At 29.4% G+C, this 15,902-nt stretch carries 14 protein-coding genes; 5 read left to right on the top strand and 9 right to left on the bottom strand.

The features are described 5' to 3' along the window. Positions 1-3: 3 nt before the first annotated feature. The 7 genes from N3Z17_RS00200 to N3Z17_RS00230 form a co-directional block, all read right to left on the bottom strand. The gene (locus tag N3Z17_RS00200; RefSeq protein WP_282472015.1) at positions 4-3,018 is read right to left on the bottom strand and encodes a YhdP family protein; all 3,015 of its coding nucleotides are present in this window, start codon (positions 3,016-3,018) and stop codon (positions 4-6) included. Next, positions 3,011-4,225, bottom strand: coding sequence for a pentapeptide repeat-containing protein (locus N3Z17_RS00205; protein WP_282472016.1), 1,215 nt, complete (start codon positions 4,223-4,225; stop codon positions 3,011-3,013). The genes N3Z17_RS00200 and N3Z17_RS00205 overlap by 8 nt, the downstream gene beginning before the upstream one ends. A 1-nt stretch (position 4,226) precedes the next feature. After that, positions 4,227-5,228: an aspartate-semialdehyde dehydrogenase gene (locus tag N3Z17_RS00210; RefSeq protein ID WP_282472017.1), complete on the bottom strand. Its 1,002-nt coding sequence runs from the start codon at positions 5,226-5,228 to the stop codon at positions 4,227-4,229. A gap of 61 nt (positions 5,229-5,289) precedes the next feature. After that, positions 5,290-6,999, bottom strand: a complete 1,710-nt coding sequence (locus N3Z17_RS00215; protein ID WP_282472018.1) for a hypothetical protein — start codon at positions 6,997-6,999, stop codon at positions 5,290-5,292. Positions 7,000-7,073: 74 nt separating this feature from the next. Then, positions 7,074-7,241, bottom strand: a complete 168-nt coding sequence (locus tag N3Z17_RS00220; protein WP_282472019.1) for a hypothetical protein — start codon at positions 7,239-7,241, stop codon at positions 7,074-7,076. A gap of 69 nt (positions 7,242-7,310) precedes the next feature. Next, positions 7,311-8,690, bottom strand: a complete 1,380-nt coding sequence (gene gltX / locus N3Z17_RS00225) for a glutamate--tRNA ligase (protein ID WP_282472020.1) — start codon at positions 8,688-8,690, stop codon at positions 7,311-7,313. A 1-nt stretch (position 8,691) separates the two neighbouring features. Beyond that, on the bottom strand, positions 8,692-9,288 hold the full coding sequence (locus N3Z17_RS00230) for a LolA family protein (protein WP_282472021.1): 597 nt from the start codon (positions 9,286-9,288) through the stop codon (positions 8,692-8,694). Positions 9,289-9,458: 170 nt separating this feature from the next. Here N3Z17_RS00230 and N3Z17_RS00235 point away from each other — a divergent pair, with 170 nt between their 5' ends. Continuing rightward, a complete protein-coding gene (locus N3Z17_RS00235) occupies positions 9,459-10,418 on the top strand; it encodes a KpsF/GutQ family sugar-phosphate isomerase (RefSeq protein WP_282472022.1) in 960 nt (319 codons plus the stop codon). Continuing rightward, a complete protein-coding gene (gene lptC, locus N3Z17_RS00240; RefSeq protein ID WP_282472023.1) occupies positions 10,418-10,987 on the top strand; it encodes an LPS export ABC transporter periplasmic protein LptC in 570 nt (189 codons plus the stop codon). The genes N3Z17_RS00235 and lptC overlap by 1 nt, the downstream gene beginning before the upstream one ends. A gap of 17 nt (positions 10,988-11,004) precedes the next feature. On the opposite strand, the gene coaBC is transcribed toward lptC, so the two are convergent. After that, on the bottom strand, positions 11,005-12,168 hold the full coding sequence (gene coaBC, locus N3Z17_RS00245; protein ID WP_282472024.1) for a bifunctional phosphopantothenoylcysteine decarboxylase/phosphopantothenate--cysteine ligase CoaBC: 1,164 nt from the start codon (positions 12,166-12,168) through the stop codon (positions 11,005-11,007). 169 nt (positions 12,169-12,337) lie between these two features. On the opposite strand from coaBC, the gene N3Z17_RS00250 reads away from it, so the two are divergent. The 3 genes from N3Z17_RS00250 to hemJ all read left to right on the top strand — a co-directional run bounded on the left by N3Z17_RS00250 (position 12,338) and on the right by hemJ (position 15,523). After that, positions 12,338-13,591: a hypothetical protein gene (locus N3Z17_RS00250; protein WP_282472025.1), complete on the top strand. Its 1,254-nt coding sequence runs from the start codon at positions 12,338-12,340 to the stop codon at positions 13,589-13,591. A gap of 210 nt (positions 13,592-13,801) precedes the next feature. Further along, entirely contained in the window at positions 13,802-14,803 is a 1,002-nt protein-coding gene (hemB, locus tag N3Z17_RS00255; protein WP_282472026.1) for a porphobilinogen synthase, read from the top strand. A gap of 288 nt (positions 14,804-15,091) precedes the next feature. Then, positions 15,092-15,523, top strand: a complete 432-nt coding sequence (hemJ, locus tag N3Z17_RS00260; protein WP_282472644.1) for a protoporphyrinogen oxidase HemJ — start codon at positions 15,092-15,094, stop codon at positions 15,521-15,523. On the opposite strand, the gene N3Z17_RS00265 is transcribed toward hemJ, so the two are convergent. After that, positions 15,500-15,895 (bottom strand): DUF2628 domain-containing protein, encoded by a 396-nt coding sequence (locus N3Z17_RS00265; RefSeq protein WP_282472027.1) that lies wholly within the window; start codon positions 15,893-15,895, stop codon positions 15,500-15,502. The two genes, hemJ and N3Z17_RS00265, sit on opposite strands and share 24 nt — an antisense overlap. Positions 15,896-15,902: the final 7 nt, after the last annotated feature.

Here is a 15,902-nt window from a genome sequence, read left to right on the forward strand (position 1 = left end):
CTTTTATTTTTCTATTCTCTCTTTTTGTGGTTTAGAAATTGGCTTTTTAAAGATATTTCGCAAAAACCCTGGCGTTAGAGTAGATAGATAATTTGCACTAACTTTGATATCTTCATCAAGATACCCCTTCATATCAAATAGTGTACTCAGAATCATACCTTCATTTTTGGGGCCAGAAAAAAGGTTTAAAAATGGTACCTTCTTAAAAATTGTATTTACTATATTTTCTGGCATAATTACCCCTCTCGAATTCAAATATTTGGTTTCTATATCTATATTTCCACTCAATTTCAGCGCTAATAATTTAGATTCAGCAACGCAGTCATTAAATTCTAAATACCTACCATCATATTCAATTGGACACTGAAAACTGTAAAATCTAATTCCTTTATTCTTAATAATGCTACGCAATGTCGAAATTGGAGCTGTTAATGTTAATAAATTAAGTAGGACAGGAGTTTTAATTGCATAAAAATTATTTAATTCAACAAAGCCCTTAAATTTTTTACGCGTTTCATAACTACCTTTAATTTCTAAATTACCTTCACCAATTTTTTCTGTTATCCCGAGTGCCTTTAACACAGAACCTGCATCAGGAGATGTAATAGATAAAACTGGGTAGTTATAATATACTCTTAATGGCCTATTTCCGTCTAAAAATGCAGATATGTTTACACTTATATTTCTCTGATTATTTACTGAAATATTAACTTTATTAAGCGATATATTATTTTTTAAAATCATATTATCAATTTTACCATTAAAACTGAAAAATCCTCCACTCTTGATATTGTCAGAATTTAATTGATTTACTAATTCTTTTAAGCTGAATTCACTCAAATCTGCTTTAGCTCCATTAACTGTAATTCGGTTTAAATTTTCCACTTTATCATAATTTAAAACCATTCCTTGGATATTATTTTGAAATATACTGCATTCGAATTTTACTAACTCCCTAATTTTATCGTTAACAACCCCAGTTCCTAAAAAGTATTTATTAGGTATTTTAAATTCAAATTTTGAAATTTTTGTCTCGTCCTCACCATTATTTACAAATTTAATATAAATGCTTCCTGGAAATTTTACCTTTTTCACTATGCCAAGTGCATCAATATTTACTGAAGTATTATGTAAATCTACCCAAAATTCTGAAGTTATTTCATTAGGAGTTACTTTTAGAATACCTTTTATACTAGTGCTATTATTAAAAAAATTTGAAAGTGGAATTTTCAGCTTTTGAAAATTTTGCAAATTATCATTAGTATTAATTTTAATTAAATAATTTTGATTATTTTTAACAGATATCTCTGAATTTACAGTAATATTAAGCAACCCGTTGATTTTGGCAACACCTTTTATTTTTAATTTCTCCTCAATTAAATTAGCTTCTAAATTACCACTAGTTAGTTGATAATTTTGATATATATCCCTTATAGAGACCTTAGTTAATTTGGAGTGTAAATTAACTTTTAAATCTTCAAACGTTGGCATTTTATAAAAAGGCACGACAAATGTAATTTTCGTATTCGCCATACCTTCTATATTTTTTGGTATTTGAAATTCATGATGCATATTAGCAATCTCCAGTTGCTCACTTATACTTCCTAAAATATTCGCATTAAATATCATGCTCAAATTTTCTTGATTCATGTCTTCTATTTCAGCAGTAATACCGTTTATAGAATTACTCAAAACTTTTCCATCATTACTACTTATGATTAAATTCTTTGTAGTGAATTTTACCTCAGCAGTGTTTAGGGTTATTATAGGGGCAGTTTGACTATATTTTAATTTTGCATTTTTTAAATTTATTAAAGTGGTAAGTGCAGATTCATCTTGTTTATCGAAATCATTTATAAGTGTTAAATTGCTAACATTTCCATCTTCTAGATGTTCTGATAACCATAAATGCACCGGTGGTAAAAGATTATTTGACCATGTTTCTAAAACTTTCTTAGTGGATAAATTTAAACCATCAAAATTGGCAACTAACTTTTTTGCTTCATAATTAATTTGGCCCCTTACTGGTATTTCATTATCTATCTTTAAAGTTAGATAAGGTATGTTAATTTTGCTAAAATTTTCTAACAATTCTCCATTAAAATTCAAGTTACTAATAGCCAAATCATTTTGTAAAAATTTTTTACTTGCAATATTTGTTATCCCACCTTGTATAAAATTAAAATTTACTTTCTCTAAAAAATTTAGATAAGATAATGTTGTATCAAAGTTAATTTTAAAATCAGTGGTTATACTTGTTTGTCCAATTTTGATCTTATTTAATTTCCCAGGTTGTTTATCTGACGTGATGCTGCCTTTTACACTCATAGAATTATTAGACATAGTAGTAGAAATCTTTAAATTAGCTATGATCTCATCAATGCTAATTAAGGAAATAATCTCAACATCATTTGTATCACTAAATTTAAATTCTAAATTTTGCAAATTAATAGCATAGTCATCCCCATTTTCGGTTTTGATAATTACCTTGAAATTCTCTACAATATAACTGCTGTCTTTCATTAAATGTTGATATTTTTTCAGTATATTTATTACATTTTCTATAGGAATTTTTTCCTGACTCACACCATTATTTTTTTGTGATTTATCATATATAACGGCTACATCTCTTTCATCAAAAACTATACCCTTAAATATTTTATTATTTCTTTGTAACAATAGATTATATATGTCAAATTTCAGCTTTATGTTTGGCACCATAAAAACAGCACTCTTTTTATAGCTTAATTCCCAATCATCCAATCCAAGAACAATAGACATATCTTTTAAGTCAAGAGATATTCCTGTACGTATTTTGCTTATGCTAATTTGATCCAGATTTTTTTCAATATTATGCTTAACTATCCCATCGATGAAATTGAAGTGCTTTGGTCCAAAAAAGCTTAAATACACTATTATAGTCGTCAATATTAATAGCAACGCTATAAGGCTATATTTAAAAATAGCTATAAGCCTTTTTAGGTAGCATCTACCTGAGGATTTGATAAAACTATTCATTAATAAATACTTTTTCGATTAGGTTATTTCGTGAACTGAAGTTGTCAATTTTTGCACCTCTAAAATTAGCATACGATAAATTACTATCATTAATTGACATGTCTATTAAGTTGCTTTTGGAAAAATTTATTCCTGCTAAATATGAATTTAGGATTTCTGATTTATTTAAGATTGCCTGGTAAAACGTAGAATTTTTTAAGTTACTTGAAGAAAAATTAGCATTCATTAAATTTACTCTTCTAAAATTAGAACTATCAAAATAACTTAGCATAACAATAAATTCTGAAATCGTACCATCTTGAAAAAGTGCATAACTCATATCACTTCTATTTATAATTACCTTAGATAATTTTGCTTCGCTAAAATTAATTGCCTTCGCATTAATTTTATCAAATACTACATCTGTTAAATCTGAATTTTGAAAATTTGATGCAAATATTATGCAATCCTGAAAAACAACTCCTTTGAATTTACTATTTCCCCAATCAATTGCTTTTAAATTGCTATTAGCTATATTAACATTACTAAAGTTACTTGAAGAAAAAAAATTTAAATCCCAATAAACTTCGGTAATTTTTACATCTTGAAACGAACTATAGCTAAATTTTGACCTTACTATTTTTGATTTATCTAAATTGCTATTATTAAAATTAGAATTGGAAAAATTAGATGCAAATATTTTGGCATTTGCAAAATTTGTTGCCACAAACACTGAGCTTTGAGCATAAGTTTTACTCAGCTTACTATTTGTCAAATTTGCCTTTGTCAAATTTGCTCTGCTAATATTTGTATTAATAAATGTCGATCCTTTTAATGAAGCATTTTCAAAATTTACCCCTTCTAAAAAAGCATTAGTAAATACGCAATCATCTAAATTTGCCCCAGAGAAATTAACATGATACATAATAGTATTTGAAAAATCCATGCCTGATAAATTCAATCCGCTTAGGTTACTCCCTAATGATTCACCAATGTTAATAGGCTGATTAGAGTCTTTTGCTGAATTGATAAAATCTTGAATTTTATCTCTAGTAAGATCTGATTTTTGCACTTCATTAACGTCTACATCACTATCCTTAAACGTATTTTGCATCAATTTAAATTTTTTTAAAATCACTTCAACACTTTCATCCTCTGCAACGGCTAAATCCACATTTAAAATTAGCAATAAGCAAAGTGACAACACAATCCTAAATAAAAATTTCATTTTATAAATAACTTTCTATATATTTTTCAAAAATTTGGACCGCATTAAGCGCGGCTCCTTTTCTAAGATTATCTGAAACTATCCATAAATTTAAAATATTATTCGCAACATCTTGTCTAATTCTTGATACGTAAACCTCGTCTCTACCTACACAATCTATCGGGGTAAAATAACTATATTCACTTGTTCTGTCTGTCACTATCCCATCTGATTTATTTAAAATATTATAAGCTTCATTTACTGATATATTTTTAGAAAACTCAACATTAACGGACATACTGTGTCCTACAAAAACAGGCACTCTGACACATGTTGCAGTTACATCAATGTCACTACATAACATCTTTTTTGTTTCTTCCATAACCTTAATTTCTTCTTTAGTATAACCACTTCCAACTAACTCATCAATTTTAGCTATCACATTAAATGCTATTTTCTCTCTATTGTTGTCATCGGAAAATGCATTGACCAATCTATTTTTTGTTTGAGCATATAAATCATCCATTGCTTTTTTGCCAGCTCCTGAAACTGACTGATATGTTGAAACAACAATCCTTGATACTTGAGCAAATTCGTGTAAGTTTCTAAGTGTCACAACTAAGGGAATTGCTACACAATTGGGATTTGCGACTATATGTGATTTTTTTGCCAGCTCCAGTGAAGATATATTAACTTCCGGCACCACTAATGGAATTTCTTTATGCATTCTAAAATGAGAAGACAAGTCTATAACCAATTTTGCTTCTTTGCTTGCTTTTGGTACATATTCTCTAGATGTCTCTGCACTAGTTGCGAAAAATACAAAATCAATACCTGCAAAATCAAATCCTTCTAAAGCATTTACTCTGATTACTTTATTGTTAAAAATCACCTCTTTGCCGACCGATTTCTGAGATGCAACTGCAAATATATTTTCTATTTTAATTTTGGAGTTTTCTAAAGTGCTAAAAATCTCTCTGCCAACATTACCTGTAGCACCAACCACCGCAACACTATATTTCATATTATTAATATAAGAGGTTTAAAGTCATACTATAATAACTCATTACGAAAGCAAGAAAATTTCAAATTTCATCAAAGAAAAGTTTTACAGTAATAATTTCATCATTTTTTTTAATCTTCAAACTACCATTGTGAATTTTCATTATAAATTTTGCATATAATAAACCTTTAGTTATAAAAAGAAGTTCATTAATCACTGTTGATTTTGGAAAATCAATTTTAATTATTTTTTTATGAATTTCTTCTAAATCTAACTTTCCCTCCATAGTGATAATAATTTTTTTCATCCCCGAATCCTTTTTAATGCTGATATTAACATTATTAGGCTGTTTATATTCATAAAATTTTGTAAGTAGCTCAAAAACCATTGTTTTTATTAGATTTTTATCTCCATAGATTGAGAAATTACCATTATCAAACTTACTCAGTGAAAAGCTAAATCCATATTCATTTAGAACATTATTCAAAAATTTATTCAATACTATCCTGGACTTAGTTAATGTGAAATGACGGTGAGACCAAAATTTAAACTGCCTTTTAAAATAATCTATCGCATTGTTTGATTTTTTATTAGCTCCATCTAAGTAAGTTTTTTCGTACTTATCAATAAAAGAAAGTATACCACTTAAATTATCATTAATATTATGAGTAATAACTGGAATCAACTCACTTATCAGCTCGAGCTCATCAGTTTTTTCTTTATCTATTTCTATAGACTGATTTAAATTTTTTACCCTCTCTAACACATGTGAAAAATTTATTTTATTATAGCTTTTGTTATCAACGTAAGAGTCAAATTGCTCTTCCTGCTTTCTAATTTTTAAATGTAGTAAAAATAAAAGTAAAATGGTGAAAAATAAGACAATCAGTATAACAATCATACTTATATACACTTCGTTAGTTATCACTGAATAAAAACGATCCAATGAATGTGGGTCTTTGTGCTCATTAGGCTCAAAAATAAATATCAAATCTTTATAATTAATATGATATAAAGTAGACATATTTTTTCTTTTTTGCCAATTCACATCCTGTATATTTTTGTTATTGTTTACACTTTTACAAAAACTCATAAATCGATTGTATTTGGCGCTATAGGCATCATTACTTTTATTAGAAAAAATAAAATTACACTCCTTGTCAAGAACCGTTATTAATCCAGAATAATCTATAAAATTACTAATATTTTCTTTATTGAGATGCACCAATAAAACTCCAAAATATTTTTCATTTTTATCAACCAACCCAAATACAAGAGATGATATATAATCATTTTTTAACAATTCTTGCTTTATATTATCAAAATGAACTTTCCAACTATTTTTATGAGCAATTTCAATAAGATTAATACATGCCTTTGTACCATTACATTTAGTAATGCCACTGAATCTATCCACTTTCACATCAGCATCTTTATTTAAAAATTGAATTAGAAGAGGATTTTCATCTTTGCTGGCTATATTTAAATGTTTTTCATAATAATCGATGTACTGAGAAAATACGGAATAAATTTCTTCTGGTTTATAATAATTATTTTCAATAATTACACTTCCAATAATATTTAAGAGAATTTCAATATTCTCTATTTTTTTCCGGAATTTATCATGTGTTTGTTTAACGTTAACTAAGTAATCATTATGATTTTTTTCGCCCTGTTCCTTTAAATATAGCATCCATAAGTATAAAATTATAGCTATAAACACAATACTTATTATTATCAGTATATATTTACTAATTTTACTTAATCTCATTAATTTAAAAACGTTCAGCATCCACCCTTCTCACTACAAAATAAATTGTCAAATTACTGGTCAATAAAAAATATTACAAAAGATTATATACGGTATTACTTCTCATCTCTCTCTTCAATACTACTAACATTCTTAATTATGCCCTTTCTAGTATCATGTTTATTAGCACTAAATGGCTTCAAAAACAATTTATATATAAAAACAAGAGAGAAGAAAAATACTACAACAATGAAAAACAAAATAAAGATAAATACTTTAAACACTATACAACATACATAATTGTCTCCACAATTTAGCTTAATTTTTAAATTATTTCAAATACTCAATATAATTCAGCCCCGATCTATAACTTGTGATATTCTATGCATCGTCTCTTCCTTGCCTAAAATTTCGAGAGTTTCGTATATCGGTGGAGATTTAAAGGTTCCTAAAACTCCAGCTCTTAAAGCTTTCATAATGATTGGAATCTTAATTTCATATTTTGTTGCAAAGTTAGAACAAAGTTGCTTTAACATATCAGCATTCCAACTTTGCTCATCTTTAAAAATGTATAAAATATCTATTAATATTTGCTTGGAAGCATCAAGCGCTAAAATCTCTTTTGATTGCTCATCAATAGGATGAGCATATGAAATGAATATCGATACTAAATCCACTAAATCATTAATAGTTTGACCCCTAGATTTTATTAATGGAATAGATTTTTTAATCCTCTCTAGGCATTTTTCATCCAGTAATTCTTTATTAATTTTGCTGATTATTTTATCAAACATTATCTCGTCATCCAATAACCTAATGTAATATTGGTTGATAAAATTCAATTTATCCAAATCAAATCTTGCCGGAGATTTACTTATGTCGGCCAAATCAAAAATTTGAATAGCCTCCTGAGCGCTGATGATTTCTCTGTCTTCGTGCCCCCAACCCAATCTCAATAGATAATTAAGTAACGCTTCTGGTAGGTAGCCTTTTTCGCTGTATTCCTCCAGTCCTAACCCCCCATCTCTTTTAGATATTTTACGACCATCATTTCCATGAATTAATGGTATGTGTACATAGCTTGGCTCCTTCCAGCCCATGGCCTTTAAAATTTGCAACTGCCGAAAAGTGTTAGTTAGATGATCATTCCCTCTTATGATATGCGAAATTTGCATGTCATAATCATCCACAACACAGGAAAGCAGGTACGTTGGTGTTTTATCTGATCTAAGCAACACCATGTCATCCATCTCTCCATTCTTTACCTCTATCTCACCTAAAACCAGATCATTTATCTTTGTCATGCCATCATCGTTAATTCTGAGTCTCACAACTGGCAAGCTACTTCCATAATATTGAGCGCCATCTCGCCATTTGCTTACGAATTTCTGCCCAGGATTAGCGTCTCTGAAATCTTGTATTTCCTTTTGTGTAGCATAGCAATGATATGCCTTACCTTTGTCTATTAATGCTTGAGCTACTTCTTTGTGCCTTTCTATACACTGTGATTGAAAAACAATGTTCTCATCCCAGTTCAATCCCAACCAATTTAATCCATGTTTTATGGATTCGACATACTCATTTTTTGAGCGTTTGCGATCAGTGTCCTCTATTCTTAGATAAAATTTGCCATTACTCCTCTTGGCAAATAACCAATTGAAAATCGCAGTCCTCGCTCCCCCAATATGCAATGTACCAGTAGGACTTGGAGCAAATCTTGTTATTACATTCATATTAATAAGGTGCTGAATAAAATTGTGGAGACTGAAGAGAAAAAAACTTCTTATCAAAGCTTAAGTTATATTTGATATTAGTAAAATACAAAAAATATTTATCTTCTTCACTATTATTTATGTGCACTTCTTTCAAATTCATGGGATTACGCGATAATATCATGATTATATTAGTATTAACATTATCTACCATTTTATCAATATGCAGATAAACTTCATTGTTAACCAAGTTAATCTTTTTAACATCTCCTGCTAATTTGATATTTTTTTCTGAAAGCAGTTTAAAAAAATAATTACTTTGACTCACATAAGATACTTCTTGTAATTCGTGATCATGATACATTATATTTTCATCCCTTAAAATAATTGTTAATTTCTTTGGTTTTAGATAGTCAAATCTTAACATCCCTGGTTTAGATATATATAACTTTCCAGATGAAGATTTATGCTCATTTAAAGGTGATATCTGTTGAAAATCAGCAGATAATGTTCGAAAATTATTTAAATAATTTTCAACTTCATTAATTAAACTAATCTCATTAGCAAAAGAAAAACTTATAAAAATACAGTAAATAGCAATAAAAAAATTTATTTTCATATTTAATATTAGAAAATTTGCAAATTTGGTTCTGGCAAAATATAACCTCAACCGAAGACGAATTATAAATAATATTGCACTCTAACACAAGTTAATTACATTATGCATAAATTTGTGTTATTATACACACAAGTTTACCAAATTATTTCTTCTAATAGGTAGTTATAAGCATGCAGAAAGAAAATGATTTAATATTGATTGGCAAACAGATTATAGAAGACGAAATAAACGGGCTAAAAGATTTAAAAGAAGCAATTGACTCAAATTTCTGTACAATAATAAAAAAAATCATACATATCAATGGAAGGCTAATATTAAGCGGGATTGGTAAAAGTGGATATGTAGCAAGAAAAATATCTTCAACCTTGTCCTCAACTGGCACCCCCTCTTTTTTCATACATCCTGCAGAGGCAGGCCATGGAGATTTAGGAATGATCACCAAAAACGATGTGGTAGTGTTACTATCAAATTCAGGGGATACTTATGAATTAAATACAATCATTGATTACTGTAAAAGATTCAATATATACATAATTGGCATTACTAGGAAAAGTACCTCTGTTTTAAGTAAAATTTCTGATTTACCGATTATCCTACCTAATAGCAAAGAAGCTTCTGATATAGATGTTCCATCCACATCTGTTATAATGATGATTGCTTATTGGGACGCTATAGCTATTGCACTACAGAGGTTAAGAAATTTTTCCAAGGAAGATTTTAAAATTTTACATCCAGGAGGAAAAATTGGAGCAAGATTATTAAAAGTATCAAAATTAATGCATAAAAAAGACTCCATACCAACAGTCACAGCTGATAATTCTGGGATGGACGTTATTCTCGAGATGACAAAAAAGGGATTTGGCTGTACTGCAGTATTGAACAAAAAAGATGAATTAATTGGAATCGTAACTGATGGAGACTTAAGAAGACATATCGATATGGATTTTAAAAATGCCAAAGCAAAAGATATTATGAGCAAAAACCCTTTTGCAGTGGAAAAAGATATATTTGCTTCTCAAGCCTTATTTATAATGAATGAGAATAACATTACACAAATTTTTGTTGTTAAAGAAAAAAAGCCTATAGGCATTATTCACATGCATGACTTGGTGAGAGCAGGAATAGTTTAATGAAATATAAAAATTCTATTAAATTCAGTCTTTTACTTGTACTGATGGGGATGTGTATATCATTGATCATTAATTATCATATCAATATGTTAGAGATAGAAAATATGATAACTTCATCTCAAGAAACATCATCACTTACCAAATCCAAATACGAAACATCAATATTAAATCCACAGTATTTTTTTTATGATAATGAAAATAGTGAGTTAGCCATTCAAGCAAAGAGTGCAAATAAAGTAAATTCACAAATTGATTTAGAATCTATCTCAGGAAAAGTAAAATTAAAGAATAATTTTGATTTTAATTTTTACGCGCAAAAAGCTATATTAATGATTAATAAAAGAAAAATTTTTTTAGATGGCAAAATATATATTAATAGCAAAAATATAATAAAGTTGCGCTCACCTAATTTGTTAATTAACTATGAGGATTATACAATATCTTCGGATAAAGAGATAACTTTAGATTACCAAAATATAACCCTATTTGCATCTAAATTTAATTTAGACAACAATCAACGCTTAAAATTTACAAATGGTGTTAAAATGAGAATCAAAAAAATTAAATAAGGTTTTTCACAATTTTTCTAGCTTAGCAATTTTTCCAACTTATCAACTAAATTTTTCGCCAAGTCTTTTTTCGAAATAGTACCTAATTCTTTGTATGAATCAGCACTATAAATACTAAATTCATTAAAATCTTTACCAATATATTTAGCCTTATTTACCACCACTAAATCAATATTTTTATCTTTTAACTTATTCATAGCATTAAACTCGTAGTTATCACTCTCAAGTGCAAAACCTATAACTAATTTAGGCCTACTTTTATGGTGAGCTATCTCAGACACCACATCTATATTTTTTACAAATTCCAGCTTTAAACTATCAGTACTTTTCTTTATTTTGCTGGTACTATATTCCTTAATTTTAAAATCGCATATAGCTGCAACACTAATATAAACATCAGCAGGAAGTAAATTAAGAGATTCTTTCAGCATTTCATTCGCTGTATGTGCTCGTATTACATTTTTTGGCAAAGAAATTGTAGTATACCCAGCTATGACATGAACTTCATATCCTCGCCTTAATAACTCATCAACAATCAGCATACCTTGAGTTCCCGATGAATAATTACCTATAAATCTAACTGGATCAATTGATTCATGGGTAGAACCTAAATTCACTATTACCTTTTTACCTTTTAATTTTTTCCCTCTCAAAAGACTAGAATAAATAAAATCCACTATCCTTTCTTCATTTGGATACCTACCTACACCCTCTTCTCCGCAGGCCATTAACCCAAATTCAGGCTCAATTATTTGAAAATTCTTTTCTTTCAAAAAACTTAAGTTACTTTGTGTAATCCCATTTTGATACATACTTGGGTTCATGGCGGGAGCCAGTACTATAGGTATTTCTGTAGCAAGTATACACGATAAAGATAGAGTATTGGCTAAGCCACAAGCTATTTTAGCAATAAAATTAGCTGTGGTAGGAGCTACCAAAATAATATCATGCGTTCTTGCTAAATTTATGTGCAACATTGGATCATGCTCTTCTTGAAATATTTCATCCCTATAGATAGCAGCCTTACATAAACTTTTAATACTCAAGTACGTAATGAATTTTTCCGCCCCACTAGTTAAAATAACTGTGACAGTATCATTCCTACTTTCTAACAAAGAAATTAACTTAATAGCTTTATATGAAGCAATACTACCAGTAATAATTAAAAGTATTTTTGCCATAATCTTTAAAATTCAAGTGCTAAAATTACAAACCATCATGCATATGAGAGCCAAGATGTAAACCAATTTTTCCATATAAACCTCACACTTTATAAAATTTTGGACCTCCTTGACAATTCATATTTTATACATTTTACTTAGTCTACATATAACTTATAGTGGGGACCACATGACTAATTCACAGATTAATAAGGATATAATACCGATAATACCGTATGGTTACGGGACTTGGGTGTATGATAAAATATACAGAGACAAAGAAGACACCTCACCCTTACCTGAAGGCACTCTTGAAATTAAACCTGGAAACTTTGTGAAACCTGGATTATTTAAGGACGCCATAACAGAGTGGAATCAAAAAGCAACATTCTTTCCATATACACAAATATATTCCTATGGTGGAGATATTGAAATGTATTGCCGTGGCTCAGGTGAATCCGATAAAACTGATCCATGTATAAAAGCAAATGGATTTAAATCTGATAAAGGTCTAGAAGATGGATTTGTGGTTACCTTTCCAGGAGAAGATAAGGATCAGCATGTCGGTCTTAAAAGCCTAGAGGCGTATTTAAATATTCCAAAGGTTGCGCAAAATATACTTATTATTGATGGACGTGTGGATAATAAAAAAGAGGGCGTATACGATTATTTGGATTATTTTAACACGTTAAATCAACCTGAAGCGGAAGCTTTTGCTGATAAGGTCTCAAAAAATATATGCGGGAATAACTCGGTTGATGGGGTGCAATTTGATGTTGAACCATTTAGTTTTACGGGAGAAGGAGGAAGTGTTTCCGGATCTGGGCAAAAATACTTCTATTATCAAATTGCCAAAAATTTTGCTGGGTGGAATGGACATTCAGGTGATAACACAGGTGTAAATCCAAATCTTACCAATGATCCACTTGGATGTGTAAATGCAAATCATCCTAATGGAAGATTTTTTAGCATATTCACTTTTGCAAAATCGATAACACCTGACGTAAAAACAATGTTAACGCAGTATGGTAATGGTTGCGTTATGGATTCATTATATGATTTAGGCCCCTTACCTGGAGGTCAACTAAATTCAGTAGATGACTTTAAAAAGTATGCCGCACAAGAAATAAAAGACATGCAGGCACTAAATGTTCCATATCAATTCGCGATACCGGCCGCTGCATCCGCACATGAATTTGAAACCAAAGCTGGTCAAGTAGCAGCTGGAGCAGGAAATCAAATTGAATACATTAAAGCAGTAATGGAGCTGATAAAACCAGAAGCTTTAAAAATACAAGATCCTAATTTTAAAGGAATAGGTGTTTGGTCATATAATCAAAAAATGTATTGGCATGGTGATGAATACACCCCTGCCTCCCCTTCTGATACAACAATGAGTTATATTGATTCAGCAACATCAGCAACTGCACACGACGAATTATAAACTCTTTCGGCGATACCAGATTTATTGTTTGGTATTGCCCATTTTGTTGCTATATTATAAAAAGAGATGGGTGCACTAGATTAATAATCTTTAGACTGCTGTTTAGCGCAATTTTACATAAAATATTTCACTTCTCTCTTTTTATCAGTGATTGACAAAATATCGACCTATATATAAGTTCTTGTTGAATACAAAACATTATTTTAAAGTATGTTTTCTTTAAGTTATCCTAAAAAAAGATTTCAGAGACTAAGAAATTGCAAGTGGAGTAGAGATTTATTTGCAGAAACGTGTATTAGCCCTAAAAACCTAATACAACCCTTTTTTGTCACCGAGGGTAATAATATTAAAGATGCAATTAACACTATGCCCGGTGTCTATAGATACAGCGTAGATAACTTAATAAAAGAAGTAGAAAAAGCGATAGAATCTGGGATTAAAGCAATTTTACTATTCCCACAAATCACGAGTGATAAAAAAAGCAATGATGCTAGTGAGTCATATAATATTAATAATTTAATTTGCCGAGCTATAAGAGAAATAAAAAAGCACAATTTTGATATTGGAATAATGGCAGATGTCGCACTCGATCCATATACTTTAGATGGTCATGACGGAATTACTAATAGCGATGGGAAAATTTTAAATGATGCCACGTTAGATATATTATGCAAACAATCAATTAGTCTGGCAGAGTCCGGTTGCGATGTCATTGCACCATCAGAAATGATGGATGGAAGAGTTGGGAGAATTAGAGATTCATTGGAGCAAGATGGATTTTATAATACTAAAATAATCTCTTATTCAGCAAAATATGCATCAAATTTTTACGGACCATTCAGAGATGCTGTTGGCTCTAAAAATTTCCTCAAAAATTCTCCTAAAGATACATATCAAATGGATTTTAGAAATGCTAGGGAAGCCATTTATGAAGTTGGTCTTGATATTTCCGAAGGAGCTGATGCAATTATTATAAAGCCTGGTATGCCATATTTAGACGTAATAAGTTTAATAAAAAAGGAATTTAATATCCCAATAATCGCTTATCAGGTAAGTGGAGAATATTCAATGCTAAAAATAGCAGGAGAAAAAGGTATCTTTGATACTGATAGTGTATTCATAGAAAGCCTAATTTCATTTAAGAGAGCTGGTGCTTGTTCGATAATAACTTATGCCGCAATTGATATGGCTAAAAAACTGGCACTTCTATAGATATAGCATAAGCCAGATATGCATTGACATCGTCATTCTTCGCTTATGTAGGTTTTACTACACTTCGCTCATCACTCCTTGTAACTACCTATCTGACCCAAGCTATAGAGGCCAATAGCAAAATCTGGCAATGCGTTTATTTAAATTTAATAAATCATACAATTTTATCACCCTAAACAATATCAATAAACTTAAAATCAGAAAAAAGTATGATGAATTGGATATTATGTATATAATTTTTAATTAACAAAATGTAGTCAAATTTCTATAGAACAAATGCAAAACATTATATTTGAAAGTTACCTATTCATAAAAGCATTTCATATAGTCTCCATTATATCTTGGATGGCTGGATTGCTATATCTTCCAAGAATTTTTGTTTACCATACGAAAACAAAAAAAAATTCCGAAGCTGATAATTTATTTAAAATAATGGAAAAAAAATTATTAAGATTCATTATGCTTCCAGCTTTTTTATCAAGTTTGGTAACTGGATTGATTTTAATCTATATAGTGGGGTTTAAAGGAAATACTTGGCTACACATCAAATTATTATTCGTAATTTGTTTGATATATACCCATCATTTAATGGCAAAGTATGCAAAAAATTTTGCTAATAATAAAAATCAAAAGAGCGAAAAATATTTCAGAATATTCAATGAAATACCAGCAATCATAATGATTATAATAGTATTTTTAGCAATTGTTAAAAACTTTTAATGTAAGCAAAAGCTTTGATAGTGCTGACTCCTTAGAATCTGCATAAATAATTGACTTTAAGCTATACTTATTTTTAATGAGTTTATTTTGTATCATAAAGCTACTAAAAATTGCAAAATAACCAGAGACACATAGAAATATGAATGCCTTAATATTGTTATCTATGAAACCCAAAACACCTAAGCAGGAAATTATTATAGATATAGTTATATAAAAAATTACTCCATTCCATAACCTATTATAAACAAGCCAAATCAAAGTAAAAAAAAACGCTATAATCGATATTTTTTCTCTAATAAAAACACAATCATCTAGCACAGTATCCTTATTAAGAAAATTTTGCTTCGCATAAATCAAAAAAACTTTATCCACTGTAAAT

This window comes from Candidatus Bandiella numerosa (assembly GCF_029981845.1).
GTDB classification, from domain to species: Bacteria; Pseudomonadota; Alphaproteobacteria; order Rickettsiales; family Midichloriaceae; genus Aquirickettsia; species Aquirickettsia numerosa.

Excerpts from the sequence above, each read along its gene's own strand:
- N3Z17_RS00200 (WP_282472015.1), bottom strand. The coding sequence starts at position 3,018 with ATGAATAGTTTTATCAAATCCTCAGGTAGATGCTACCTAAAAAGGCTT.
- N3Z17_RS00205 (WP_282472016.1), bottom strand. The coding sequence starts at position 4,225 with ATGAAATTTTTATTTAGGATTGTGTTGTCACTTTGCTTATTGCTAATT.
- N3Z17_RS00210 (WP_282472017.1), bottom strand. The coding sequence starts at position 5,228 with ATGAAATATAGTGTTGCGGTGGTTGGTGCTACAGGTAATGTTGGCAGA.
- N3Z17_RS00215 (WP_282472018.1), bottom strand. The coding sequence starts at position 6,999 with ATGCTGAACGTTTTTAAATTAATGAGATTAAGTAAAATTAGTAAATAT.
- gltX (WP_282472020.1), bottom strand. The coding sequence starts at position 8,690 with ATGAATGTAATAACAAGATTTGCTCCAAGTCCTACTGGTACATTGCAT.
- N3Z17_RS00230 (WP_282472021.1), bottom strand. The coding sequence starts at position 9,288 with ATGAAAATAAATTTTTTTATTGCTATTTACTGTATTTTTATAAGTTTT.
- N3Z17_RS00235 (WP_282472022.1), top strand. The coding sequence starts at position 9,459 with ATGCAGAAAGAAAATGATTTAATATTGATTGGCAAACAGATTATAGAA.
- lptC (WP_282472023.1), top strand. The coding sequence starts at position 10,418 with ATGAAATATAAAAATTCTATTAAATTCAGTCTTTTACTTGTACTGATG.
- coaBC (WP_282472024.1), bottom strand. The coding sequence starts at position 12,168 with ATGGCAAAAATACTTTTAATTATTACTGGTAGTATTGCTTCATATAAA.
- N3Z17_RS00250 (WP_282472025.1), top strand. The coding sequence starts at position 12,338 with ATGACTAATTCACAGATTAATAAGGATATAATACCGATAATACCGTAT.
- hemB (WP_282472026.1), top strand. The coding sequence starts at position 13,802 with ATGTTTTCTTTAAGTTATCCTAAAAAAAGATTTCAGAGACTAAGAAAT.